Source organism: Streptomyces sp. 3-6, from assembly GCF_056323165.1.
In genome coordinates, this window is the sequence record NZ_JBWHZP010000005.1 from 220,864 (window position 1) to 241,432 (window position 20,569).

A 20,569-nucleotide genomic window follows, 5' to 3' on the forward strand; every position below is an offset into this window, starting at 1 on the left:
ACCCCAGGAGTCACCGCAGGCCCCGCGGCCAGCAACCCACCCCTTCCAGGAACCCGTCTATCAGGGCATGCCTCACGGCTGGACGCCAAACGGCACCTGACACGACTGCGTCCCGCCCCTGTTCTGGGGGGCGGGACGCAGTCGTAGTGCCGTCAGCTAGTGATGTCGCCTGTGAACTCCGGGAACTCCAGGTCAAAGTCGTCGCTGCTCCGCTGCACGATGACCACAACCTTCTTGCCGTAGCGGGTCTCGAGGACGTTGTCGTCGTTCTTCGTCACCGTCACACCCGGAGCGAGCCGGCCATCGAGCGGCAGCGACCCACGCTCGAACGAAGTCCCCGCAGCCTCACCGCCGCTCGTCGCACCCTCGACAATCGTCGACAGGCCGCCGAGGTCCACCGGCTCCTTGCCGCCGTTGGTCAGCTTCATTGTCACCCGGAAGTCCGTCTCACCGGGATCCGCCGACTCGTACTCCGGGTCGTAGTCCGTGAACACCTTCGCGCCGACCACGGTGACTGTCAGCCCGTCAGGCCACGTGTACGACTCCCCGAACTTCAGGCCCGTCGCCATGCCCTCGGTCCCGTCTCCGCCAGTGCCGGCCTTGTCGGCGCAGTGCTCCATCCACTCCGCCTGGGCCAGCGACTCATCCAAGCAGTCGACCTTCTTCTTACTGGACGCCGAGTTCGCCGCGGCCGGTGTCGCCGCCCCGTCGTCCCCTCCACCGCACGCGGTCAGTCCGGCCGCCAGCACGGCAGCCACGATCACAGCACGAATCCGCATGAGCCCCCCTCAGGTTGTAGGCGGACCACGGTAGGGCCGTGGCGAGGGAGCGGGCCGGGCTGTCACCGGGTCGTGACACGACAGCGCCCCACCCTCGGAGCGAGGCAGGGAGGGGGGTTGTTTTGCCCTTTCTGTACATCGAACAAACGAATCACTTTCCATAACTCCACTTATGGAAAGTGATTCGGCTAGCCTGAACCGATGACCGGATCCGAACTCGAACCCATCCTCGACGCCGAACTCGTCGACACCGACAACCACCCACCCGCCATCCCTGAGCCCGTCAACATCAACGACACCCTCACACCCGAAGCCGCCGAAGACCTCGCCAACAGCGGACGCGCCAACACCCGCCAGACCTACCAAGACCAGTGGGACGCCTTCGCCCGCTGGTGCGCCGCCAACGGACGCGCCCCCGGCACCCCCACCACGGCCAAGAACCTCACCTCCTACATCTCACACCTGCGCCGCAAGAACGCCCCGCCCGGAACGCTGCGCCTGGCCATCGCCGCCATCCGCCACATGAACGCCCGCGCCGGACACGAGGACACCCCCGACACCGCACCCGCCCTGAAGATCTACGCCGACCACCGCTACACCTGGGCAGCCACCGGCAAGACACAGAAGTCCTCCGCACCCGTCGACCTCGAACGGCTCCGGCAGATGCTCGCCGTCTGCCCACCCGACACCCTCGCCGGGCAACGCAACCGCGTCCTGCTGCTACTCGGCTACTACATCCGCGGCCGAGCCTCCGAGTTGGCTGCCCTGCGCATCAGCGACCTGGAGTTCGTCGCCGCCGAGCTGGTCGTCGTCCGCAAGCGCGTCAGCAAGAACGACAAAGACAGCGAGGGCCGCGAATACGAGGTCGACGACCCGGCATGCCTCGCCGCGCTCCACGCGTGGCTGGACTCCCTTGGCGCCGCGGGGCAGGCCGGCCAACACCTGCCCCTGCTTCGCAACGTCGACATGTGGGGGAACATCGGACCCGTCAACACCCGCGGGCAGGGACTGACCCGGCAGGCCGTCAACAACCTGGTCAAGTCCATCGCCCAGGCCGCCGAAGTCGACGTCGCCGACACCATCACCGCCCACGGCCTCCGCGCCGGAGTCCCCACCGACCTCGGGGCGGCCGGCTACACCGCAGGCGAGATCAAGGAGATCACCGGCGACTGGTCCAGCACGGAGATGGTCGAGAAGTACCGCAAGGTCGGACTGCGACGAGCCGGGAAACGCACCGACGACGGGACCCGCGCTCGAGCACTCAGCATGCTGCGGGTGCAGCCGGTCGAATCTGTCGACACCGCCGACTGACCGTGCGCCGCGTGCCACACTGCTTGGAGCCCCGTCTCGCATCCCCCGTCGAGGCGGGGTTTCTGGCATCCTGGCTGTGGGGCTGTTCGCTGCTCTGGCGCAGCGCCTGGTGGGTGTCCGGTAGGCAGACCATCGCGAGGCGTTGAGACTCCGAACGGCCCCACCTGACGCGCCCCTGTGGGTGCCCAGTGGCGACAGCCTGGCGTGGTCGCCGAACCCCGAGCGCCCGGCCTGATGGTCGGGCGCTCGCGCTGTCAGTGCGCCCACGCGTCCGGCCCGCCACCACGCCACTCGATCAACAGCGACCGCACCACGTCCATCTCGTCGAACTCCTGCAGGCCGGCCTCCTGCATGAACCGGGCGACGTCCTGGACCGAGAAGGCCCGGCCCCGGATCGACCCGTCGATGCGCACGCGCCGGCCGCCGTCCTCGTCGGGCGGGTAGATCACCACGGGCGGTCCAGAGGTCATGCCCCCAGCGTGCACCGTGTTGACGCGGGCCGCGCGCCCGGCTGCTCCGGTCTGCCATCCTGGCGGGGAGCAGAGGAGACGTCATGGCTTACCGCCCGTACCCGAACGCCGCCCGCGCCCGCGCGCAGGTCGGCCGTGCGGCTGGCGGCTTCCCGGTGGGGGAGTACCGCCTGTCGACCCGTGGTGAGCACGCCTTCGAGTATGGCGACGACCATGTCCAGCGCTGCACCCGCTGCCGCCTGCCGCACGCGCAATGGTCTGGCGGACCGTGCCCCGGACAACCTCTCGACTGGAAGCCGGGCAGCTACGTCTGATCCCGGTGTTGTCGGCGGCGGTTCGTAGACTGGTGGCACTATCAGCCCTTGCTGGCGCAGTGCTGAAGCCGCCCCGACTGGTCACGCAGCCGGGGCGGTCTGCTGTCCGGCATCACTTTGCGGCCACCCGCAGAGTGATCAAGGCGCCTGTTCCCCGTGCCGGACGGCCCGCTTGAGCGCCATCTCGACCGTGTGCCGGTCGTGTCCGCCCTCGACCGCGTAGGCGGTGATCCCGGCTTGTACCTGGTCGGCGAGGTCGGGGGTGAGGGTGCCCGCTTGGATGGCGGACCACGCGGCGCGCTCGGCGGCGATCAGTGTGTCGGGGAAGTCGAAGGTGCTCACGCGAGGAGCCTACGCGGCGGGTCCGTCTGTCATGCTGGGCCCATGCGAGTATGGCGCGAGTACTGGCAGCAGTACGGAGTCCGGTACGGCCTCTTCCAGGCGTTCATGGCCCTGCTGTGGGCGGTCAGCGGCATGGGACTGTTCGGCGGTTTGACGTACCTCGCGATGGTCTAAGCCGCGGTGGTCACTTCGGCGCGGACCGCGTCCGCGTACTCCCGCAGCAGCGCCTCATACTCGCCCCGCTCCACATCCGACAGCCGCCGCCGCGTCCGCTCCAACAGCGCGCGAATCTCCGCATTCACCACCGCAGACGGCCGCGACGGGCCCGCACACGGGAAAGAGGGAGACATGCCGACCAGCCTAGTCGCCAGGTCCGACAGGCGGCTACGAGGACGGCGGCTGCGGCAACTCAGTGACGAACGTGCCAACGCCCGGCTGCATCTGTGCCAAGCCGGCCGCCCGTAGCTCCGTCAACACCCGGCGGGCCGTCATCTGCGCCACCCCGAACTCGGCCTGGAGCGCAAGCACACCCGGCAGCTGCGACCCCGGCGGATACGTTCCGTCCGCGATCCGCTCCTCAACCACCGCAAAGATCTGACGCCACCTCGGCACGTCCGGCTCCCACTCCATGATCCTGACGCTAAGCGCGCCTATCCCGCCCAGCGAGGCGAGATAGATTGACTCGCCTAGTGAGCCTAGCTAGCTAGGTCTACCCTGCAATTGCAGGACCCCCGCGACCGCCGTCAACGGTCCGGGGGCATGGCCGACGAAGGAGCCGTCAGCGTGGACGAGCCTACGGACACCCAGCCCACCCCCCAAGTCGCCAGACCATGCCAGTGCGGCAGTCTGGAGCACCCGCCGCTGAAGATCGGGGAGAAGTTGTCGCCCAGCGGAGGCGTCATCGGGCCCGTCTATGTGTGCCCCGCCCAGTCCCCCGCCGGCTTGAGCGGCGCCCTGTGAACGGCAGGACGCGGCGGGCTGACGACGTCTCCGGCGAGTGCTCGTTGGGGGAGTGCGGCTTCTGCCACGGCAACGTTGCGCTCCAGGTGGGGCCGGGGCCGGCGGTGCCGCTGCTGCGCTGCCAGCACTCCTGTCACCGGGGGCAGCCGGTCCGGCTCGCCGCGCACCCCACCTCAGGCCATGACATGCACAACCGGTGATTGGGTGCTGACACCCACTTCACACGGCGATCAACGTGTTGTTGAATCTGCGTCAGCACGGTCAGGAATCGGCCGCGACGGGACTCAGCCGTGCAGGAGGTCGACCACGTGAACACGCAGCGCGTGAGCCACAAGCAGCAGGTGGCTGAGCTTCATCTCCTGCCCCGCCTCCATGCGCTGGATCGTCGACCGGTCGATACCGGCCTCGTGCGCGAGGGACTCCTGGGTGAGGCCCTGGTGCAGGCGTCGGACGCGGATGCGGTCGCCGACTGCACGGCGGGCCGCGGGGACCCACTCGGGCAGATCGGCTGGCACACGGCCAACCGTTTACCGATCATGATCATAAGTCAGCAGCAGATCTGAGGCATTATTCGATCATGGGCCGGTGGCCCTGATCGACCCCCAAGCCCTGCGGACTGGCATATGCCGCAGGGCCACAGGTAATGTCCCCACTCGAACACCAGTTCGCTCTTTCGGGTGAAACCAGGAATTCCTCAGCAGTCGGCCGGTAACCCGAAGAGAGAACACCCAAGACGTGCCGGTGCTCCGACCGGGCGCCCCCCATTGTGGGCACCGGCACTCGCCCGCCCCCGGCCTCACGGCCGGGGGCGGGCACTCTCAATTTTGGGAGACGAATGGGCGATGATCTTCCCCGAGGAAGCCAGAGCAACACCCCAGCAACCCGGAGCAGCAACACCCCGAACCCGCGCAGTGCAGGGCGAACCCGCCTACGCGGCAGGTCACCCACCGGGATGCCGCCATCTACACGATCTTCGAGGGCACGAGCGAGATCCAGCGCCTGGTGATCGCCCGCACCCTGTCGGGCATGCCCATCCGCTGACCCGCGGAAGCCGGACGCACGACGGCCCGGCGGTGCGGGGAGCACCGCCGGGCCGTCGCGTCGGGCCCTGAGGGCCGGTCAGGTCCCGCTGCTGTGCGCGATGCACGCCACGTCGATGCGGTCGGCCAGCTTGGCCAGCTCGATGGTGAGCGCCGCCACGGTGTCCTCGTCCAGGTCCTGCTCACCGCTCTCCACCAGGCGCAGCCACCGCCCGCCCACCGTGCGCAGCAGCTTGCTGACGTCGGAGGCGGCCACCTGCAGGGTCCCGCTGTCGTCGACGATCAGAGGCAGGGTCACTTCGCGGTTCACAGACCGGATCGTAGTCGCGGAAGCGTCACGCACCGTGCCATACCGTGGTGATGTTGCAGAACTCGCGGATTCCGTGCCCGGACAGCTCACGCCCGTAGCCGGAGCGCTTCACCCCGCCGAACGGGAGCGCCGGATGGGACGCCGTCATCCCGTTCACGAACACCCCGCCCGCCTCCAGGTCCCGGACGAACCGGTCCACCTCGTCCTCGTCCCGCGTCCACACGTTCGAACTGAGGCCGAACGGCGAGTCGTTGGCGATCAGCACGGCCTCGTCCAGGTCCGCCGCCCGGTACAGGGTGGCGACCGGGCCGAACGCCTCCTCGCGGTGGATGCGCATCTCCCGGTCGATGTCCGCCAGCACCGTCGGCGGATAGAACCAGCCGGGCCCGTCGGGCCGCTCACCGCCGCACAGGACCGTGGCCCCGGAGCGCACCGCGTCGTCCACCAGTTCCTCCAGGTCCGCCCGCCCCCGCTCACTGGCGAGCGGCCCGACGTCCGTGCCGTCGTCCATCGGATCGCCCACCGTCAACGCCTTCATCCCGGCGGTGAAGCGCTCCGCGAACGCGTCGTAGACGTCCGCGTGCACGATGAACCGCTTGGCGGCGATGCAGGACTGCCCGTTGTTCTGCACCCGCGCGGTCACCGCGACCTCCGCGGCCCGGTCCAGGTCGGCGGACGGCATCACCACGAACGGGTCGCTGCCGCCCAGCTCCAGCACCGTCTTCTTGATCATCTCCCCGGCGGTGGACGCCACCGCCCGGCCGGCCGGCTCGCTGCCGGTGAGGGTGGCCGCCCGCACCCGCTCGTCCCGCAGCACGTCGTCGACCGCGGCCGACCCGATGAGCAGCGTCTGGAAGGTCCCCTCGGTGAAACCGGCCCGGTGGAACAGGTCCTCCAGGTACAGCGCGGTCTGCGGCACGTTCGAAGCGTGCTTGAGCAGGCCCACGTTCCCCGCCATCAGCGCGGGCGCGGCGAACCGGACCACCTGCCACAGCGGGAAGTTCCACGGCATCACCGCCAGCACCGGGCCCAGCGGCCGGTACCGCACCAGCGCCCGGGAGGCCCCGGAGTCCTTCACGTCCGCGGCGCCGGGCTCCTCGTCGGCGAGGAGTTCCGCCGCGTGATCGGCGTACCAGCGCATCGCCTTGGCGCACTTGGCGGCCTCGGCGCGCGCCTGCGCGAGCGGCTTGCCCATCTCGGTGGTCAGCATCCGCGCGACGTCCTCCCGGTCCTCGTCCAGGAGGTCGGCGGCGTGACGCAGCAGGCGGGCCCGCTCGTCGAAGGAGGTCGTCCGGTAGGTGCGGAAGGTGGCCTCCGCGAGTTGCAGGCGCCGCTCGATCTCCTCCTCGCCCATGGCCTGGTACGTCTTGAGCGTCTCGCCGTTCGCCGGATTCACCGTTGCGATGGGCATGGCTGACCTCCCTGGGGACGGGCTTCGCGTATCGACCTTCCCGCGCGCCGGTGGGCCCCGCAACGCGGGAGGGCTCTCAGGGCGAGTGCTCCGCGAGACGGTCGAGAAACGCCGCCTGCGCGGAGACGATCACCGCCCGGGCCCGCTCCAGGGACAGCCACGCCACCCGGTCCAGCTCGGGGAACTCGCGCATCCGCCCCGACTTCGGCGGCCACTCCATGGTGAACGTCCCCGGCACCACCGCCGCCGGGTCCAGGTCGCCCCGGACCGCCCACACGGTGACGGTCTTGCCCCCGGCCTGCCGCACCTCGCCCAGCGGCACCTCCTCCCCGTCCGGCGGCGCCACCCCCAGCTCCTCCTCGAACTCCCGCCGGGCCGCCTCCCGGGCCGGCTCGTCCGGGCCGTACTCGCCCTTGGGCACCGTCCACGCCCCGGCGTCCCGGCGCGCGAAGTAGGGGCCGCCCATGTGCCCGAGCAGCACCTCCAGCTCCGGGCCGGTGCGCCGGAACAGCAGCAGGCCGGCGCTGCGGACACCGCTCACGGCCGCACCCCCGGGTGCGCCGCCAGCAGCGCCTCCACGGTGTCCGCCTCCTCCGGGCGCTTGTCCTCCCGGTAGCGGACCACCCGCGCGAAGCGCAGCGTCACCCCGGCCGGGTAGCGGGTGGAACGCTGCAGGCCGTCGTAGGCGATCTCCACCACCAGTTCGGGCCGGACGGTGACGACGAACCCGCTCTCCTCGACGGCCAGCTCGCGCAGCCGCTCGGTCTGCCACGCCAGCATCGCGTCGGTCATGCCCTTGAACGTCTTGCCGAGCATCGCGAAGCCGCCGTCGGCGGTGCGGGCCCCCAGGTGCAGGTTGGACAGCTTGCCGGTGCGGCGGCCGTGCCCCCACTCGGCGGCGAGCACCACGAGGTCCAGCGTGTGCACCGGCTTCACCTTCAGCCACGACGCGCCCCGCCGCCCCGCGCTGTAGGGCGCGTCGAGCGCCTTGGCGACCACGCCCTCGTGGCCGCGCCCGAGCGTCTCCCCGAGGAACTCCTCGGCCCGCGCCGTGTCCTCGGGGCCCGACACCAGGGTGCGTCGGACCCGCATCGGCTCCGGGACCAGCCGGGCCAGCTCCGCGTGCCGCTCCGTGAACGGCAGGTCGAGCAGGTCGCGCCCGTCCACGGACAGCGCGTCGAAGAAGACGGGGGAGACCGGCACGTCCCGGGCGGCCGCCGTCACGTCGGTCCGGGAGCCGACCCGGCCCGCGGTCTCCTGGAACGAACGCGGGCGGCCGTCCCCGTCGAAGGAGATGACCTCCCCGTCCAGGATGAACCGCTCACCGGGCAGCTCCCGGGCCGCCGCGGTCACCTCGGGCAGCCGGTCGGTGATGTCGTCGAGCGTGCGGGTGTGCACCCGCACGGTGTCGCCGTCGCGGTGCACCTGGACCCGGATGCCGTCCAGCTTCTCCTCCACCGCGCAGGCGCCCAGCTTCCCGACGGCCTCCGCCACCGAGGACGCGCTGTGCGCCAGCATCGGCTGCACCGGACGCCCGACGGTGAGCCGGAACTCCTCCAGCGCCCCCGGGCCGTCCGCCAGCAGGGCCTCCGCGACCGTCTGCAGCGAGCCCGCGAGCATCACCGCGCGCCGCACGTCCGGTGCGGGCGCCCCGGTGGCCCGCGCCAGCCCCTCCACCGCGACGGCGTCCAGCGCGCCCTGGCGGACCTCGCCGGTCAGCAGCCCGGTCAGGAACCGCTGCTCCTCGGCGGTGGCGGCACCCAGCAGCGCGCCGACCAGCCGCGCCCGCTCGGCCTGCGACCCCGGTCCGGAGACCGCGCCGAGCCGGGTGAGCGCCGCGTCCACCTCCCGCACGGTCAGCGTGGGCTCACCGGCCGGGTCGACCGGGGTGCCCAGCACCTTCCAGCCGACGCCGATCCTGCCCTGCGGCAGGCGTCCCGCCAGGTAGGGGATGACGATCGGCACGTCGTCCGGCTCCGCCTCCCGGAACAGCTCGGCGAGCAGGTCGATCTTCCGGGACCGCGCCGAGGTGGCGGCGACCTCCCGGGACACGTGGGCCAGCCGGGTCAGCAGCATGCAGCCATGGTGCTACGCGGGCCCGCGCCGCACACCCGGACCGGGCCGGAACGTGCGGGGGTTCTGCGCACTCCGGCCGCGCGGCGTCGGGTGCGGACGCCGCGTGACGCGTCCTCGGTGGGCGCGCGTCCCCGCGAGGGACCGGCGCCGGGACGGCGGTGGACACGCCCGGCGACCGGTCGCCCTACGGCGTGACCGCCGCGTCCAGGTCCTCCATGAGGAGGTCGCCGACGATCGCCGCCGCCGCGCGGTAGCCGCCGCTCGCCGCGTGGATCACCTGCTCGGAGAAGCCGATCGCGTTGCCCGCCGCCCACACCCCCGGCACCGACGTCAGGCCCGTCGCGTCGACCACCGGGTACGCGCCGAACGGGGTCTCCTCCAGATCGGCCCCCAGCCGCTCCAGCAGTCCCGTCCGCGGCAGCGGGCGCGGGCCGACGAAGAGCACCTCGCGGGCGTGCACGGACCCGTCGGCGAGCCGGACGCCGGTGAGCCGGTCGTCCTCGACCACCAGTGCGGCGACCTCGCCCGGCACCACGTCGACCCCGGCCGCGGCCAGGCGGCGCAGGTCGAGGTCGGACAGGTCCGCCTCCGCGACCGTGTGCGGGAAGAGGGTCACGTCCTTCGACCAGCGCGAGACCAGCAGCGCCTGGTGCACGCTCGCCGCGCTGGACGCCAGCACGCCGAAGGCCCGGTCCCGCACCTCCCAGCCGTGGCAGAAGGGGCAGTGCAGCACGTCCCGTCCGAACCGCTCGGCGACGCCGGGGACCTCGGGCAGCTCGTCCTTCAGTCCCGTCGCGACGACCAGCCGCCGGGCCCGGGCGGTGCCACCGCCGGCCAGGGTGACGGTGAAGCCGTCGTCCCGGGTCACGTCCGTCACCCGGTCCTCGGCCAGTTGGACGCCGTAGCGGGCGATCTCCTCACGGCCGACGGCCAGGAAGTCCGCGGGGGCCATGCCGTCCCGGGAGAGGTACCCCTGCAGGTGGGACGACGGCGCGTTGCGGGGTTCGCCGGCGTCCACCACCAGGGTGCGCAGCCGGGCCCGGCCCAGCACCAGCGCGGCGGACAGGCCGGCCGCGCCGCCCCCGACGACGACCACGTCGTGGCTCGTGTGTGCGTGTGTCTCGGTCATGGTGACCACCTCCACGACCGACCTTCCGCCGATCCTGCGGGATTGACAAACAACTTTGCCGATTCTGCAATGGATTCCATGAGTATGGATTCCACGAATACGGACGACGTTCTCTCGGAAGTGGGTCCCCGGCTGCGGCGGATCAGGAAGGACCGGGAGGTGACGCTGGCCGCGCTGTCGGAGGCGACGGGCATCTCGGTCAGCACCCTCTCCCGCCTGGAGTCGGGCCTGCGCCGGCCCAGTCTGGAACTGCTCCTGCCGATCGCGCAGGCCCATCAGGTGCCGCTGGACGAACTGGTGGGCGCGCCGCCGGTGGGTGACCCGCGGGTGCGGTCCCGGCCGATCGTGTGGGGCGGGCGCACCCACTGGCCCCTCACCCGCCAGCCCGGTGGCCTCCAGGCCTACAAGGTGCTGGAACCGCAGCGGACGCTGGAACCGGAGCCGCGCACCCACGAGGGCTACGAGTGGCTGTACGTGCTGTCCGGCCGGCTGCGGCTGGTGCTCGGCGAGCACGACGTGGTGCTGACGGCGGGGGAGGCGGCCGAGTTCGACACCCGGGTGCCGCACTGGTTCGGCTCGACGGGGGAGGGGCCGGTGGAGTTCCTCAGCCTGTTCGGCCCGCAGGGTGAGCGGATGCACGTCCGGGCCCGCCCGAAGGGCGCGTGACCGGGCGGCGGACACCCGTGAGGGTCTGGTCCGGAGGGCAGGGGACCGGGGCGGACACCGGTGAGGGTCCGTCCGGAGGGCGTGTGACCGGCGGCAACGGTGTCCGGGCGGCACCGGACCGGCACCGGACGGTTCCCACCCGGCAAGCGACCGCTTAGTATGCGGTGGACCCGGTCAGGGGAACACGACGACGCACCCCGTGGAGGCTCCGTATGCAGGCATGGCAGGTACACGAGCTGGGCGAGCCGGGCGAGGTGATGCGCCTGACGGACACGGCGATACCGACGCCCGGGGACGGCCAGGTGCTGCTGAAGGTCCGCGCCGCCAACATCAACTTCCCCGACGCGCTGATGTGCCGGGGCCACTACCAGGTCCGGCCGCCGCTGCCCTTCACCCCCGGCGTGGAGATCTGCGGCGAGACGGAGGACGGCCGTCGCGTGCTCGCCACCCCGGCCCTGCCGCACGGCGGCTTCGCCGAGTACGCCCTCGCGGACACCGCCGCGCTGCTGCCGGCCCCCGACACCCTCGACGACGCCGAGGCCGCCGCCCTGCACATCGGCTACCAGACCGGGTGGTTCGGCCTGCACCGCCGGGCCCGTCTGGAGGCCGGGGAGACCCTGCTGGTGCACGCCGCGGCGGGCGGCGTCGGCAGCGCGGCCGTCCAGCTCGGCAAGGCCGCCGGAGCCACCGTCATCGGCGTGGTCGGCGGCGCGGAGAAGGCCGAGGTCGCGCGCGGGCTCGGCTGCGACGTCGTCGTCGACCGGCGCGAGCAGGACGTCATCGCCGCCGTCAAGGAGGCCACCGACGGCCGCGGCGCCGACGTGATCTACGACCCGGTCGGCGGCCCCGCCTACACCCAGTCCACCAAGGTCGTCGCCTTCGAGGGCCGGATCGTCGTCGTCGGCTTCGCCAGCGGCACGATCCCCAGCCCGGGCCTGAACCACGCCCTGGTGAAGAACTACTCCATCCTCGGACTGCACTGGGGCCTGTACAACACCAGGAACCCCAAGCTGGTCCAGCACTGCCACGAGCAGCTCACCGGCCTGGCCGCCCGGGGCGCGATCAAGCCCCTGGTCAGCGAGCGCGTCCCCCTCACCGGGGCGGCGGCCGCCGTGCAGCGGGTCGCCGACGGCGTCACCACCGGACGGGTCGCCGTGCTGCCCTCGCCCTCGACGGAAGGAGCAGCGGCATGACCCACGCCGCCGAACTGCGCCGCCGCACCCGGGACTTCCTGGCCGCGCACCCCCCCGCCCGCATCCCGGCCGACGGCACCGAGGCGGCCCGCGCCGCCCGCCTCGACTTCCTCCGCGCCCGCTTCGACGCCGGACTCGCCTGGGTGCACTACCCCCAGGGCCTCGGCGGTCTCGGCGCCCCCCGCGCCCTCCAGGCCGTCGTGGACGCCGAACTGGAGGCCGCCGGCGCTCCCGACAACGACCCCCGGCGCATCGGCATCGGCCTCGGCATGGCCGCGCCGACCATCCTCCAGTACGGCACCGACGACCAGAAACGCCGCTTCCTGCGCCCCCTGTGGACCGGCGAGGAGGTGTGGTGCCAGCTGTTCAGCGAGCCGGGCGCCGGCTCCGACCTGGCCGCCCTCGGCACCCGCGCCGTCCGCGACGGCGACACCTGGGTCGTCAACGGGCAGAAGGTGTGGACGTCCAGCGCCCACCTGGCCCGCTGGGCCATCCTCATCGCCCGGACCGACCCGGACGTGCCCAAGCACCGCGGCATCACCTACTTCCTCTGCGACATGACCGACCCCGGCGTCGAGGTCCGCCCGCTGCGCCAGATCACCGGCGAGGCCGAGTTCAACGAGGTCTTCCTGACCGACGTCCGCATCCCCGACGCCCACCGCCTGGGGGAGACCGGGGACGGCTGGCGGGTCGCCCAGACCACGCTGAACAACGAACGCGTCGCCATCGGCGGCATGCGGCTGCCCCGCGAGGGCGGCATGATCGGCCCGGCCGCGCGCACCTGGCGCGAGCGGCCCGACCTGCGCACCCACGACCTGCACCAGCGGCTGCTCACCCTCTGGGTCGACGCCGAGGTCGCCCGGCTCACCGGCGAACGCCTGCGCCAGCAGCTCGCCGCCGGCCAGCCCGGCCCCGAGGGCGCCGGCATGAAGCTCAACTTCGCCCGCCTCAACCAGGAGATCAGCGGCCTGGAAGTGGAACTCCTCGGCGAGGAAGGCCTGTTGTACGACGACTGGACCATGCGCCGCCCCGAGCACGTCGACTTCACCGGACGCGGAGCCGGGTACCGCTATCTGCGGGCCAAGGGCAACAGCATCGAGGGCGGGACCAGCGAGGTCCTGCTGAACATCGTCGCCGAGCGCGTCCTGGGACTGCCGCCCGAGCCGCGCACCGACAAGGACGTCGCCTGGAAGGACCTGGCCCGATGAGCGACCTGCTGTACACGCAGGAGGAGGAGGCGCTGCGCGCCGCCGTCCGCGACCTGCTCACCGACCGCTGCGACCCGGCGGACGTCATCGCCCGCACCGAGTCGGCCACCCCGCACGACCCCGCCCTGTGGAAGGCCCTCGCCCAGGACATCGGCCTGGCCGGCCTGCTGATCCCCGAGGAACTGGACGGTCAGGGCGCCACCCACCGCGAGGCCGCCGTCGTCCTGGAGGAACTGGGACGGGCCGTCGCCCCGGTCCCGTACCTGACCAGCGCCGTCGTCGCCACCGAAGCCCTGCTGGAGTGCGGCGCCGACGACCTGCTGAGGCAGCTGGCGTCCGCCACCGTGACCGCCGCGCTCGCGGTCGCCCTGCACGTCCCGCCCGGCGGCACCCACCGCACCGTGCGCGCCGCGGACGGCCGGCTCACCGGCGAGGTCACCGGGGTCGCCGACGCCTCCGCGGCCGACGTGCTGCTGGTCCCCGCCGACGACGGCGGCCTGTACGCCGTCGAGGCCACCGCCGCGACCGTCACCCCGCAGGTCTCCCTCGACGCGACCCGGCCGGTGGCCACCGTCGTCCTGGACGGTGCGCCGGGCCGCCGCCTCGGCGACGCGGCACCCGCTGTGCGCCGCGCCCTGCGCGCCGGAGCCGGCCTGCTCGCCTCCGAACAGCTCGGCCTCGCCGACGGGGCACTGACCGACACCGTGCGGTACCTCAAGGAACGCACGCAGTTCAACCGCCCGGTCGGCGGGTTCCAGGCGCTCAAGCACCGGCTCGCCCAGCTCTGGCTGGAGGTGGCCGGTCTCCGCGCCGCCGCCCGCAACGCCGCCGACGCCCTGGCCACCGGGGAGGACACCGACGTGGCGGTCGCCGTCGCCCAGGCGTACGCCGCGCCGACGGCCGTGCACGCGGCCGAGGAGGCGCTGCAACTGCACGGGGGCATCGGCATGACCTGGGAGCACCCGGCGCACCTGCGTCTGAAGCGCGCCAAGGCCGACGCGCTCGCCCTCGGCACGGCGGGGGCCCACCGGGAGGCCCTGGCCGGGCTGGTGGACCTGCCGGCCCCCTGACCGACCCCCGGCCGGCCGTTCGCCCCTGTGCCCGGCCGGCCGCCCCGCACACGGACCGGGCCCGCCCCTCGCGGGGGTGGGTCCGGTCCATGTGTCGGAGGCGGGTCCACCTCCGTGGATCCACGGTCCGCGGGGGTCTGCGGGGTCCGCGGGGGTCCGCATGAACCGCGGGGGTCCGCACGGCGCACGGCGCACCGACCGCCGAGCGGCGGCTGGGGCGGGGTGCGTCCGTCGTCCACCCCGCCCTCCTCGCCCGCCCGCTCACCGCGCGGCCCGCACAGGTGAACAGCCCGGGGACGTTCAGCCAACTCCTCGCCCGCACCTGCCTCCTGACGCTCCGTGGGCTCCATACTCGCCGGGTCCGGTACGGAACTCCCCGGGAGGCGGAGCATGCACCTCACCACCCGTCGCAGAGCCCTCACCACCCTCGGCGCGGCCGTCGCCGCCGGCGTCGCCCTGCCCGCCGGCCAGGCGCTGGCCGGCGAACACCGGCACCGTCCACGCCCGTTGTGGCGCGCCCACGCCCACAACGACTACGAGCACCCGCGCCCCCTGTTCGACGCCCTCGACCACCGCTTCGGCAGCGTCGAGGCCGACGTCTTCCTCGTCGACGGCCGGCTCCTCGTCGCCCACGACCCCGAGGACCTCGATCCGTCCCGCACCCTGGAATCCCTCTACCTCGAACCGCTCGCCGCCCGGGTCCGCGCCCAGGGCGGCTCCGTCCACCGCGGGCACCACAGGCCGTTCCAGCTGCTCATCGACCTCAAGACCGAGGGCGCGTCCACCTACCACGCCCTGCACCGCCGACTGCGCCGCCACCGGCACCTGTTCACCACCTTCGCGCACGGCAGGGTCCTGCCCGGCCCGGTCACCGCCGTCGTGTCCGGAGACCGCGGGGCCCGGGAACCCCTGGCGGCACAGCGGGTGCGGCACGCCTTCTACGACGGCCGGCTGAGCGACCTCGACGGTCGTGCCCCCGCCTCCTTCATCCCGCTGATCAGCGACAACTGGAACCTGCACTTCACCTGGCAGGGGACCGGACCCTTCCCGGCGGCCGAGCGGCGCAGGCTGCGCGCGATCGTCCACGCCGCGCACACGCGCGGCCGGCGCGTGCGGTTCTGGGCCACCCCGGACCAGCCCGGCCCCGCCCGCGACGCGCTGTGGCGTGCCCTCGCCGACGCCGGAGTGGACCACCTCAACACCGACGACCTCGCGGGCCTGCGGTCCTTCCTCGACCGCTACCGCCCCCGGTAGACACCACACGTTCGGCGGACACCTCAGCCACCCGGACGAACCCTCCGCTACGCCACACTTGCGGCCGAACGCCACGAAAGCGGACGTGGCGGAGGAGGTTGACGATGGCCGTTTCCATCTCTGTGGTGCTGCTCCTGGCGGTCCTGGCGGTGATCTTCCTGCGCAACGGCGGCCTGAAGGTCTCCCACGCGCTGGTCTGTCTGCTGCTCGGGTTCTACCTGGCCGGCACGAACATCGCCCCGACGATCCACAGCGGGCTGACGGCCACCGCCGACATCGTCGGCAGCCTGCGGCCCTGACGCACGCTCCGCTGCGGGCGGGCCGGTGTCAGCCCGTGGCGAAGACCCCGATCCCGTTGGGCACCGGACGCTCGGCACCCCCGGTGGGACGGTTCAGCACGGAGACGGCGGACGCCCCGGGGGCACGGGCGACCAGCGTCGACGAACCGCCGCCGTCCAGGTTGAAGCCGTCGACGGCTCCCAGGTCCCGCAGCGCGGCGGCGAGTTCCGCGACGGTCAGCCCGGCGCGGTGCTCGGGCGCGCCGTCCAGCGCGAGCAGCAGCAGACGCCGGCCGCCGCCCGCGGTGCCCACCGCCGTGCGCACCGCCGAGGCGGTGTCGTCCAGCCCCGGCAGCGGCAGCCCGCCCGCCAGCACGGGGTAGCCCCCGACGGCCAGGCGGTACGGGACGCGGCTCACCGCCGGAACCAGCCGGTGCCTCACCCGGACCCGGTCACCGACGTTCAGTGCCCGCAGGTGGCGAGCCCCCTCCTCACGCCCCAGCAGCACTGTGGTGCCCGGCGCGACCGGGCCGCTCCCCGGCGTGCCGGAGACGGACACGACCCGTCCGCCGCGCACCGTCACCTCGTGCGTGTCGGTGCTGCACGGGGCGGCCCGGTCGGTGTCCGTGCCGCAGGTGGCGCGCACCCGGGACACGCTGCCCCACGCCTGCGTGAACGCCCCGACGGACCCGACGGGCAGCGCGTACTGGTTGAGCCCGCCGAGCGGCAGCCGGGCCGTCGGGGTGCGGACCGAGCCGTCCAGGGTGAGCCGGTCCCTGCGGGCCCGCCGGTCCACGCCCACCCCGAACACGTCCTCGGCCGTCGTGCCCGGCGGCAGCGCCGGGCCGAACCGCTGCCCGTCCGGGACCGCCGCCTTCATCGCCCGTCCGTCCGCGACCGCCGGCCCCACGCTCGCGCCGGTCGCCGCGACCCCGGGGTGCTGGGTCTCGGTGAGGTTGAAGAAGTCCCCGTTGATCCCGGCGACGGCGCCCCGCAGGTCCGCCATCAGCGACACCCGGGCCCGCGCGGCCACCGCGCCCGGGTGCAGCAGGCCGACCCGCACGCGCGGATCACGCAGGTCGACGGTGAGGAGGTGCGCGTGCGCCGTTCCGTGCGCGGCCGGGAGGTCGAACTCCCGGTACGTGACGCCCGGCGCGACGTCGACCGCCCCCGCCCGCAGGGCCTCGGCGGGCGGCGCCCCGGCCAGACCCGCCCCGGCCAGCAGCCCGAGGGCCGTGAGCACCGTGAGGACCGGCCTGCCCGCCCCGAACCGCCCGCCACGAGGTCTCACCGGCACCCGCCCCCTGATGTCGCGTCAACTGTCCCAGGACAGGGGGCAGTCCACCAGGTCGGGGGAGCCGACGGGGGGCGGGACACGCTCGGCACGGCAACGGCGGGGAAAGGCACTCGGGTGGGGGTGCGAGCGGACGGCCGACGGGACGGTCTGACCGGACACCCGACGGAACGGCAGACCGGAACCGACGGGACGGCCGATCGTTCGCCGCCGACGGCCGGTTCCGCCGGTCGACCGCTGGTCGACTGTCTTTGGCCGAGCCACCGAGCCACCGAGCCACCGAGCCACCGGGCCGCCGAGCGTCCGTCGTTCGCTGCGCGAAGGTTCCGTGAAGGGGCGCGGGCCGTCCGCCGTTTGCCGATGTCAGGTCAGCCCGTCGACCGCCCGTCGACGCCACGTCAGGCCGTCGACGTCGGGTCAGGCCGTGCGGGCGGTCACGCCCGCCGGGTCGTCGAGCACGGACCGCACCACCGAGTGGGCCGCCCCGAGCAGGGGGCCTTCCGGGCCCAGCGGCGAGACGGTGACCGGGCACGCGGGGCCCGCCGTGCGGCCGGCCAGCTCCGCGCGCAGTGACGGGAGCAGCCACGGGGCGAGTCCGGCGAGCGCGCCGCCCAGCACGACCGACTCGGGGTCGAGCAGGTTCACGGCTCCGGTGAGCGCGATGCCGAGCGCCGTGCCCGCGTCGTGCAGTGCCCGCCGGACGGCGGTGTCGCCCCGGTCGGCGCGGCCCGCGAGCAGACCGACCCGGTCCTCGCCCGGCGCCAGACCGGCCGCGCGCAGCACCGCATCCTCGCCCGCGTACTGCTCCAGGCAGCCGCGCCCGCCGCAGGGGCACTCCGGCCCGTCCGGATGGACGGGCACGTGGCCCAGCTCGCCCGCGAAGCCGCGGTTGCCGTGCAACAGGCGGCCGTCCACGACGAGGGCGGCGCCGATGCCGATCTCGGCGGACACGTGGAGGAAGTCGCGTGGGGTGTCCTCACCGAGCCACAGCTCGGCGAGCGCACCGAAGTTCGCCTCGTTGGCCACCGTGAGCGGCAACCGCTCCGGCAGCAGGGCGGCCAGGTCGGTGTCCTGCCAGCCCAGGTTCGGTGCCCGCACGACGGTGCGGGCGTCGCGCGCGACCAGACCCGGCACGGCCACGGCGAGCCCGGCCGGCCACAGGCCCTGGCCCTCGGCCTCGGCGATGACCCGGCCTATCACCCCGGCGAGCTCCCCGAGCACCTCTTCGGGGGAACGGCCCCGGTTCGGCGCCTGCCGCACGGTGCGTGCCCGGACCTCGCCCCGCAGGTCGACCGCGCACACCGCCAGGTGGTCCACACCGACCTCGGCACCGATCCCGGCGGGGCCCCGGCCGCTGACGGCGAGCGCCGACCCGGGACGGCCGACCCGGCCGGGCCGCTCGGGGCCCAGCTCGTCCAGGAGCCCGGAGCGGATCAACTCGTCGACGAGGGTGGACACCGCCGCCCGGGTGAGGCCGATGCGGGAGGCGACGGCGGCCCGGGACAGCGGGCCCTCGGCGCGCACGGTGTGCAGCACGCGGGAGAGGTTGCGGCGGCGCATGCCCTGCTGGGTGTCGGGCAGCGCGGTCCCGGGGCCGCTCGCGCGGGTCCGGTGCGGTGGTGCGGTCATGCGTGAGTCAGTCCTCGGTCGTGGCGCCGTCGCGCGCGGTGACGGGCGGGTGGCGGACGGTTTGCGGGGCGTGGCTCGGGGCTCCGGTGGGTGCCGCCCGCGGATCGTGGGTGCGACGCGCCTGCGGTTCCGCCGCGCGCGGCGCCGGTCCGGCGGGACGGGCATGTGCGGCGGGCGGGCGGCGTGCCACGGGTGACGCGCCCCGCGTGGCGTGCCGTCGGGTGACGGACGCGGCGTGACGTGGTCGCCAGGCCCATACGTCCGTCAGGCCAGCGTGTCCGTCAGCCGGTCCGCTTGCCGTGGTCGGCGTCCAGGAGCGGGGCCGCGTCGGAGAGTACCCCGGAGATCCGGGCCAGGGCCTCCTCGTCCCGTTCCACGGCCTCCAGCACCGGCCCCGCCGTCGTGTTCCAACGGCGGGCGACCGCGGCCGGGTCCTCCCCGGTGAGCAGGCCGGCCGCCTGGGCCGCGGCACCGAGCGCCACCAGTTCCTTGGCCTCCGGCACCTGCACCGGCCGCCCGGACAGCCGCCGTACGGTCTGCTGCCAGGCCCTGCCCCGGGCCCCGCCGCCGATCAGCAGCAGCGGCGCCGACGGGTCCGCGTCCTCCTCCAGCACCAGGTCGAGGGCGCCCAGCAGGGAGTGCACGGCTCCGTCGTAGGCGGCCTGGAGCAGTTGACCGCCGGTGGTGTCGTGCCGCAGGCCGTGCAGGAGCCCCGAGGCGTTCGGGAGGTTGGGGGTCCGCTCACCGTCCAGGAACGGCAGGAACGTCACGCCCCGGCCGGGCTCCACCGCCTCCCGGTCCAAGCCCAGCAGCGCGGCGACCCGGTCCACGGCGAGCGTGCAGTTGAGGGTGCAGGCCAGCGGCAGCCAGTCGCCCCGTGCGTCGGCGAAACCGGCGACCGTGCCGGTCGGGTCCGCCGTCCGCCGCCGCGAGACCGCGTACACGGTGCCCGAGGTGCCCAGACTCATCACCGGCACCCCGGGCCGCACGCCGAGCCCCAGGGCGGCGGCCGCGTTGTCGCCGGTGCCGCAGGCGACCAGGGTGCCCTTGGAGAACGGCAGGCCGTGGCCGTCGCGCACGGTTCCGGCCACCTCGCCGGGCCGCACCACGCGGGGCAGCAGCGCCGGGTCGAGCCCCACGTGGGCGAGGATCTCCTCGTCGTACGCCTCGCTGCCGGAGGACCACCAGCCGGTGCCGGAGGCGTCGCCGCGGTCGGTCGTGCCCTGCCCGGTGAGCCGCTCGGTGAGGTAGTCGTGGGGCAGCCGCACGGCCCTGGTGGCCCGCACCGCGTCGGGCTCGTGCTCGGCGAGCCAGGCCCACTTGGTGACCGTGAAGGACGCGGTGGGCACGCTGCCCGTGCGCTCCGCCCAGTTCTCGGCGCCGCCCATCTCCTCGGTGAGCCGCCGGGCCTGCGGCGCCGACCGCACGTCGTTCCACAGCAGCGCCGGGCGCACCGGCTCCCCGTGGGCGTCGAGGGTCACCAGACCGTGCTGCTGGCCGCCGACGGAGACCGCGGCGGCCTCGTGCGCGGGCTGCCCGCACTGGCTCAGCGCCTCGACCAGGGCGTCCCACCACTGACGCGGGTCGCTCTCCCGGCCGGCCCCCGTGGTCACCGTGTGCGGGGCCTGGCCGCTCGCCACGATCCTGCCGGTGGCCACGTCGACGACCAGCGCCTTGGTGGACTGCGTGGACGTGTCCACGCCGACGACGAGCGGACCCTCGGCTGCTGACATCGGTAACTCCCTCTTCCGCGGCTCGGCGGGTGACTCTTCCCAGGAATGCTCCCGCATACTAATTTGTAAACCGCCATGACGAAATAGTCTCGGCGTTGCCTC

At 73.6% G+C, this 20,569-nt stretch carries 24 protein-coding genes and 1 pseudogene; 11 read left to right on the forward strand and 14 right to left on the reverse strand.

Annotation, left to right across the window (positions count from 1 at the left end):
* Positions 1-152: 152 nt before the first annotated feature.
* The gene (locus AC02VZ_RS10140; RefSeq protein WP_476475191.1) at positions 153-779 is read right to left on the reverse strand and encodes a hypothetical protein; all 627 of its coding nucleotides are present in this window, start codon (positions 777-779) and stop codon (positions 153-155) included.
* 201 nt (positions 780-980) lie between these two features.
* Here AC02VZ_RS10140 and AC02VZ_RS10145 point away from each other — a divergent pair, with 201 nt between their 5' ends.
* Positions 981-2,090: a tyrosine-type recombinase/integrase gene (locus tag AC02VZ_RS10145; protein WP_476475192.1), complete on the forward strand. Its 1,110-nt coding sequence runs from the start codon at positions 981-983 to the stop codon at positions 2,088-2,090.
* 254 nt (positions 2,091-2,344) lie between these two features.
* Here AC02VZ_RS10145 and AC02VZ_RS10150 read toward each other — a convergent pair whose 3' ends face one another.
* Positions 2,345-2,560, reverse strand: a complete 216-nt coding sequence (locus AC02VZ_RS10150; RefSeq protein WP_476475193.1) for a hypothetical protein — start codon at positions 2,558-2,560, stop codon at positions 2,345-2,347.
* An 83-nt stretch (positions 2,561-2,643) separates the two neighbouring features.
* Here AC02VZ_RS10150 and AC02VZ_RS10155 point away from each other — a divergent pair, with 83 nt between their 5' ends.
* Positions 2,644-2,874: a hypothetical protein gene (locus AC02VZ_RS10155; RefSeq protein ID WP_476475194.1), complete on the forward strand. Its 231-nt coding sequence runs from the start codon at positions 2,644-2,646 to the stop codon at positions 2,872-2,874.
* 138 nt (positions 2,875-3,012) lie between these two features.
* Here AC02VZ_RS10155 and AC02VZ_RS10160 read toward each other — a convergent pair whose 3' ends face one another.
* On the reverse strand, positions 3,013-3,216 hold the full coding sequence (locus tag AC02VZ_RS10160; RefSeq protein ID WP_432053778.1) for a hypothetical protein: 204 nt from the start codon (positions 3,214-3,216) through the stop codon (positions 3,013-3,015).
* Between the two features lie 42 nt (positions 3,217-3,258).
* On the opposite strand from AC02VZ_RS10160, the gene AC02VZ_RS10165 reads away from it, so the two are divergent.
* Positions 3,259-3,390 (forward strand): hypothetical protein, encoded by a 132-nt coding sequence (locus tag AC02VZ_RS10165; RefSeq protein ID WP_432053779.1) that lies wholly within the window; start codon positions 3,259-3,261, stop codon positions 3,388-3,390.
* Here AC02VZ_RS10165 and AC02VZ_RS10170 read toward each other — a convergent pair.
* Positions 3,387-3,518, reverse strand: coding sequence for a hypothetical protein (locus AC02VZ_RS10170; protein WP_432053780.1), 132 nt, complete (start codon positions 3,516-3,518; stop codon positions 3,387-3,389). The two genes, AC02VZ_RS10165 and AC02VZ_RS10170, sit on opposite strands and share 4 nt — an antisense overlap.
* A gap of 82 nt (positions 3,519-3,600) precedes the next feature.
* A complete protein-coding gene (locus AC02VZ_RS10175; RefSeq protein ID WP_432053781.1) occupies positions 3,601-3,846 on the reverse strand; it encodes a GntR family transcriptional regulator in 246 nt (81 codons plus the stop codon).
* A gap of 153 nt (positions 3,847-3,999) precedes the next feature.
* On the opposite strand from AC02VZ_RS10175, the gene AC02VZ_RS10180 reads away from it, so the two are divergent.
* The gene (locus AC02VZ_RS10180; RefSeq protein WP_432053782.1) at positions 4,000-4,176 is read left to right on the forward strand and encodes a hypothetical protein; all 177 of its coding nucleotides are present in this window, start codon (positions 4,000-4,002) and stop codon (positions 4,174-4,176) included.
* 284 nt (positions 4,177-4,460) lie between these two features.
* Here the strand turns inward: AC02VZ_RS10180 and AC02VZ_RS10185 are convergent, their stop codons facing one another.
* Positions 4,461-4,691 (reverse strand): helix-turn-helix domain-containing protein, encoded by a 231-nt coding sequence (locus AC02VZ_RS10185; protein ID WP_432053783.1) that lies wholly within the window; start codon positions 4,689-4,691, stop codon positions 4,461-4,463.
* A gap of 430 nt (positions 4,692-5,121) precedes the next feature.
* Between AC02VZ_RS10185 and AC02VZ_RS10190 the strand changes: the two are divergent.
* Positions 5,122-5,217: pseudogene (locus AC02VZ_RS10190) on the forward strand (acyl-CoA dehydrogenase family protein); the annotation flags it as partial.
* Between the two features lie 78 nt (positions 5,218-5,295).
* Here AC02VZ_RS10190 and AC02VZ_RS10195 read toward each other — a convergent pair.
* From AC02VZ_RS10195 to AC02VZ_RS10215, 5 genes are all read right to left on the reverse strand, one after another.
* Positions 5,296-5,526: a DUF6213 family protein gene (locus AC02VZ_RS10195; protein ID WP_362099182.1), complete on the reverse strand. Its 231-nt coding sequence runs from the start codon at positions 5,524-5,526 to the stop codon at positions 5,296-5,298.
* 25 nt (positions 5,527-5,551) lie between these two features.
* The gene (locus AC02VZ_RS10200; RefSeq protein WP_476475195.1) at positions 5,552-6,937 is read right to left on the reverse strand and encodes an NADP-dependent succinic semialdehyde dehydrogenase; all 1,386 of its coding nucleotides are present in this window, start codon (positions 6,935-6,937) and stop codon (positions 5,552-5,554) included.
* Between the two features lie 76 nt (positions 6,938-7,013).
* Positions 7,014-7,478, reverse strand: coding sequence for an NUDIX hydrolase (locus AC02VZ_RS10205; protein ID WP_432053786.1), 465 nt, complete (start codon positions 7,476-7,478; stop codon positions 7,014-7,016).
* Complete coding sequence (locus AC02VZ_RS10210; RefSeq protein ID WP_476475196.1) at positions 7,475-9,013, reverse strand: ATP-dependent DNA ligase; 1,539 nt, start codon at positions 9,011-9,013, stop codon at positions 7,475-7,477. Before AC02VZ_RS10210 ends, AC02VZ_RS10205 begins: the two co-directional genes overlap by 4 nt.
* 184 nt (positions 9,014-9,197) lie before the next feature.
* A complete protein-coding gene (locus AC02VZ_RS10215; RefSeq protein ID WP_476475197.1) occupies positions 9,198-10,142 on the reverse strand; it encodes an NAD(P)/FAD-dependent oxidoreductase in 945 nt (314 codons plus the stop codon).
* Between the two features lie 78 nt (positions 10,143-10,220).
* On the opposite strand from AC02VZ_RS10215, the gene AC02VZ_RS10220 reads away from it, so the two are divergent.
* The 6 genes from AC02VZ_RS10220 (at position 10,221) to AC02VZ_RS10245 (ending at position 15,832) form a co-directional block, all read left to right on the forward strand.
* Positions 10,221-10,808 (forward strand): helix-turn-helix domain-containing protein, encoded by a 588-nt coding sequence (locus tag AC02VZ_RS10220; RefSeq protein ID WP_476475198.1) that lies wholly within the window; start codon positions 10,221-10,223, stop codon positions 10,806-10,808.
* A gap of 212 nt (positions 10,809-11,020) precedes the next feature.
* Positions 11,021-12,001, forward strand: coding sequence for an NADPH:quinone oxidoreductase family protein (locus tag AC02VZ_RS10225; RefSeq protein WP_432053790.1), 981 nt, complete (start codon positions 11,021-11,023; stop codon positions 11,999-12,001).
* Positions 11,998-13,209 carry an acyl-CoA dehydrogenase family protein gene (locus AC02VZ_RS10230; protein WP_476475199.1) on the forward strand — a complete coding sequence of 404 codons (1,212 nt, stop codon included), beginning with the start codon at positions 11,998-12,000 and terminating at the stop codon, positions 13,207-13,209. Before AC02VZ_RS10225 ends, AC02VZ_RS10230 begins: the two co-directional genes overlap by 4 nt.
* Positions 13,206-14,279, forward strand: coding sequence for an acyl-CoA dehydrogenase family protein (locus AC02VZ_RS10235; RefSeq protein WP_476475200.1), 1,074 nt, complete (start codon positions 13,206-13,208; stop codon positions 14,277-14,279). The genes AC02VZ_RS10230 and AC02VZ_RS10235 overlap by 4 nt, the downstream gene beginning before the upstream one ends.
* Before the next feature lie 390 nt (positions 14,280-14,669).
* Entirely contained in the window at positions 14,670-15,533 is an 864-nt protein-coding gene (locus tag AC02VZ_RS10240) for a phosphatidylinositol-specific phospholipase C/glycerophosphodiester phosphodiesterase family protein (protein ID WP_432053793.1), read from the forward strand.
* A 104-nt stretch (positions 15,534-15,637) separates the two neighbouring features.
* The gene (locus AC02VZ_RS10245; RefSeq protein WP_164333472.1) at positions 15,638-15,832 is read left to right on the forward strand and encodes a hypothetical protein; all 195 of its coding nucleotides are present in this window, start codon (positions 15,638-15,640) and stop codon (positions 15,830-15,832) included.
* Between the two features lie 28 nt (positions 15,833-15,860).
* Here the strand turns inward: AC02VZ_RS10245 and AC02VZ_RS10250 are convergent, their stop codons facing one another.
* From AC02VZ_RS10250 to xylB, 3 genes are all read right to left on the reverse strand, one after another.
* Complete coding sequence (locus tag AC02VZ_RS10250; protein ID WP_432053794.1) at positions 15,861-17,102, reverse strand: phosphodiester glycosidase family protein; 1,242 nt, start codon at positions 17,100-17,102, stop codon at positions 15,861-15,863.
* Between the two features lie 420 nt (positions 17,103-17,522).
* On the reverse strand, positions 17,523-18,734 hold the full coding sequence (locus AC02VZ_RS10255; protein WP_476475201.1) for an ROK family protein: 1,212 nt from the start codon (positions 18,732-18,734) through the stop codon (positions 17,523-17,525).
* Between the two features lie 281 nt (positions 18,735-19,015).
* The gene (gene xylB / locus AC02VZ_RS10260; RefSeq protein ID WP_432053796.1) at positions 19,016-20,467 is read right to left on the reverse strand and encodes a xylulokinase; all 1,452 of its coding nucleotides are present in this window, start codon (positions 20,465-20,467) and stop codon (positions 19,016-19,018) included.
* Positions 20,468-20,569: the final 102 nt, after the last annotated feature.

Excerpts from the sequence above, each read along its gene's own strand:
- AC02VZ_RS10140 (WP_476475191.1), bottom strand. The coding sequence starts at position 779 with ATGCGGATTCGTGCTGTGATCGTGGCTGCCGTGCTGGCGGCCGGACTG.
- AC02VZ_RS10145 (WP_476475192.1), top strand. The coding sequence starts at position 981 with ATGACCGGATCCGAACTCGAACCCATCCTCGACGCCGAACTCGTCGAC.
- AC02VZ_RS10150 (WP_476475193.1), bottom strand. The coding sequence starts at position 2,560 with ATGACCTCTGGACCGCCCGTGGTGATCTACCCGCCCGACGAGGACGGC.
- AC02VZ_RS10155 (WP_476475194.1), top strand. The coding sequence starts at position 2,644 with ATGGCTTACCGCCCGTACCCGAACGCCGCCCGCGCCCGCGCGCAGGTC.
- AC02VZ_RS10165 (WP_432053779.1), top strand. The coding sequence starts at position 3,259 with ATGCGAGTATGGCGCGAGTACTGGCAGCAGTACGGAGTCCGGTACGGC.
- AC02VZ_RS10175 (WP_432053781.1), bottom strand. The coding sequence starts at position 3,846 with ATGGAGTGGGAGCCGGACGTGCCGAGGTGGCGTCAGATCTTTGCGGTG.
- AC02VZ_RS10200 (WP_476475195.1), bottom strand. The coding sequence starts at position 6,937 with ATGCCCATCGCAACGGTGAATCCGGCGAACGGCGAGACGCTCAAGACG.
- AC02VZ_RS10210 (WP_476475196.1), bottom strand. The coding sequence starts at position 9,013 with ATGCTGCTGACCCGGCTGGCCCACGTGTCCCGGGAGGTCGCCGCCACC.
- AC02VZ_RS10215 (WP_476475197.1), bottom strand. The coding sequence starts at position 10,142 with ATGACCGAGACACACGCACACACGAGCCACGACGTGGTCGTCGTCGGG.
- AC02VZ_RS10220 (WP_476475198.1), top strand. The coding sequence starts at position 10,221 with ATGAGTATGGATTCCACGAATACGGACGACGTTCTCTCGGAAGTGGGT.
- AC02VZ_RS10225 (WP_432053790.1), top strand. The coding sequence starts at position 11,021 with ATGCAGGCATGGCAGGTACACGAGCTGGGCGAGCCGGGCGAGGTGATG.
- AC02VZ_RS10230 (WP_476475199.1), top strand. The coding sequence starts at position 11,998 with ATGACCCACGCCGCCGAACTGCGCCGCCGCACCCGGGACTTCCTGGCC.
- AC02VZ_RS10235 (WP_476475200.1), top strand. The coding sequence starts at position 13,206 with ATGAGCGACCTGCTGTACACGCAGGAGGAGGAGGCGCTGCGCGCCGCC.
- AC02VZ_RS10240 (WP_432053793.1), top strand. The coding sequence starts at position 14,670 with ATGCACCTCACCACCCGTCGCAGAGCCCTCACCACCCTCGGCGCGGCC.
- AC02VZ_RS10245 (WP_164333472.1), top strand. The coding sequence starts at position 15,638 with ATGGCCGTTTCCATCTCTGTGGTGCTGCTCCTGGCGGTCCTGGCGGTG.
- AC02VZ_RS10255 (WP_476475201.1), bottom strand. The coding sequence starts at position 18,734 with ATGACCGCACCACCGCACCGGACCCGCGCGAGCGGCCCCGGGACCGCG.
- xylB (WP_432053796.1), bottom strand. The coding sequence starts at position 20,467 with ATGTCAGCAGCCGAGGGTCCGCTCGTCGTCGGCGTGGACACGTCCACG.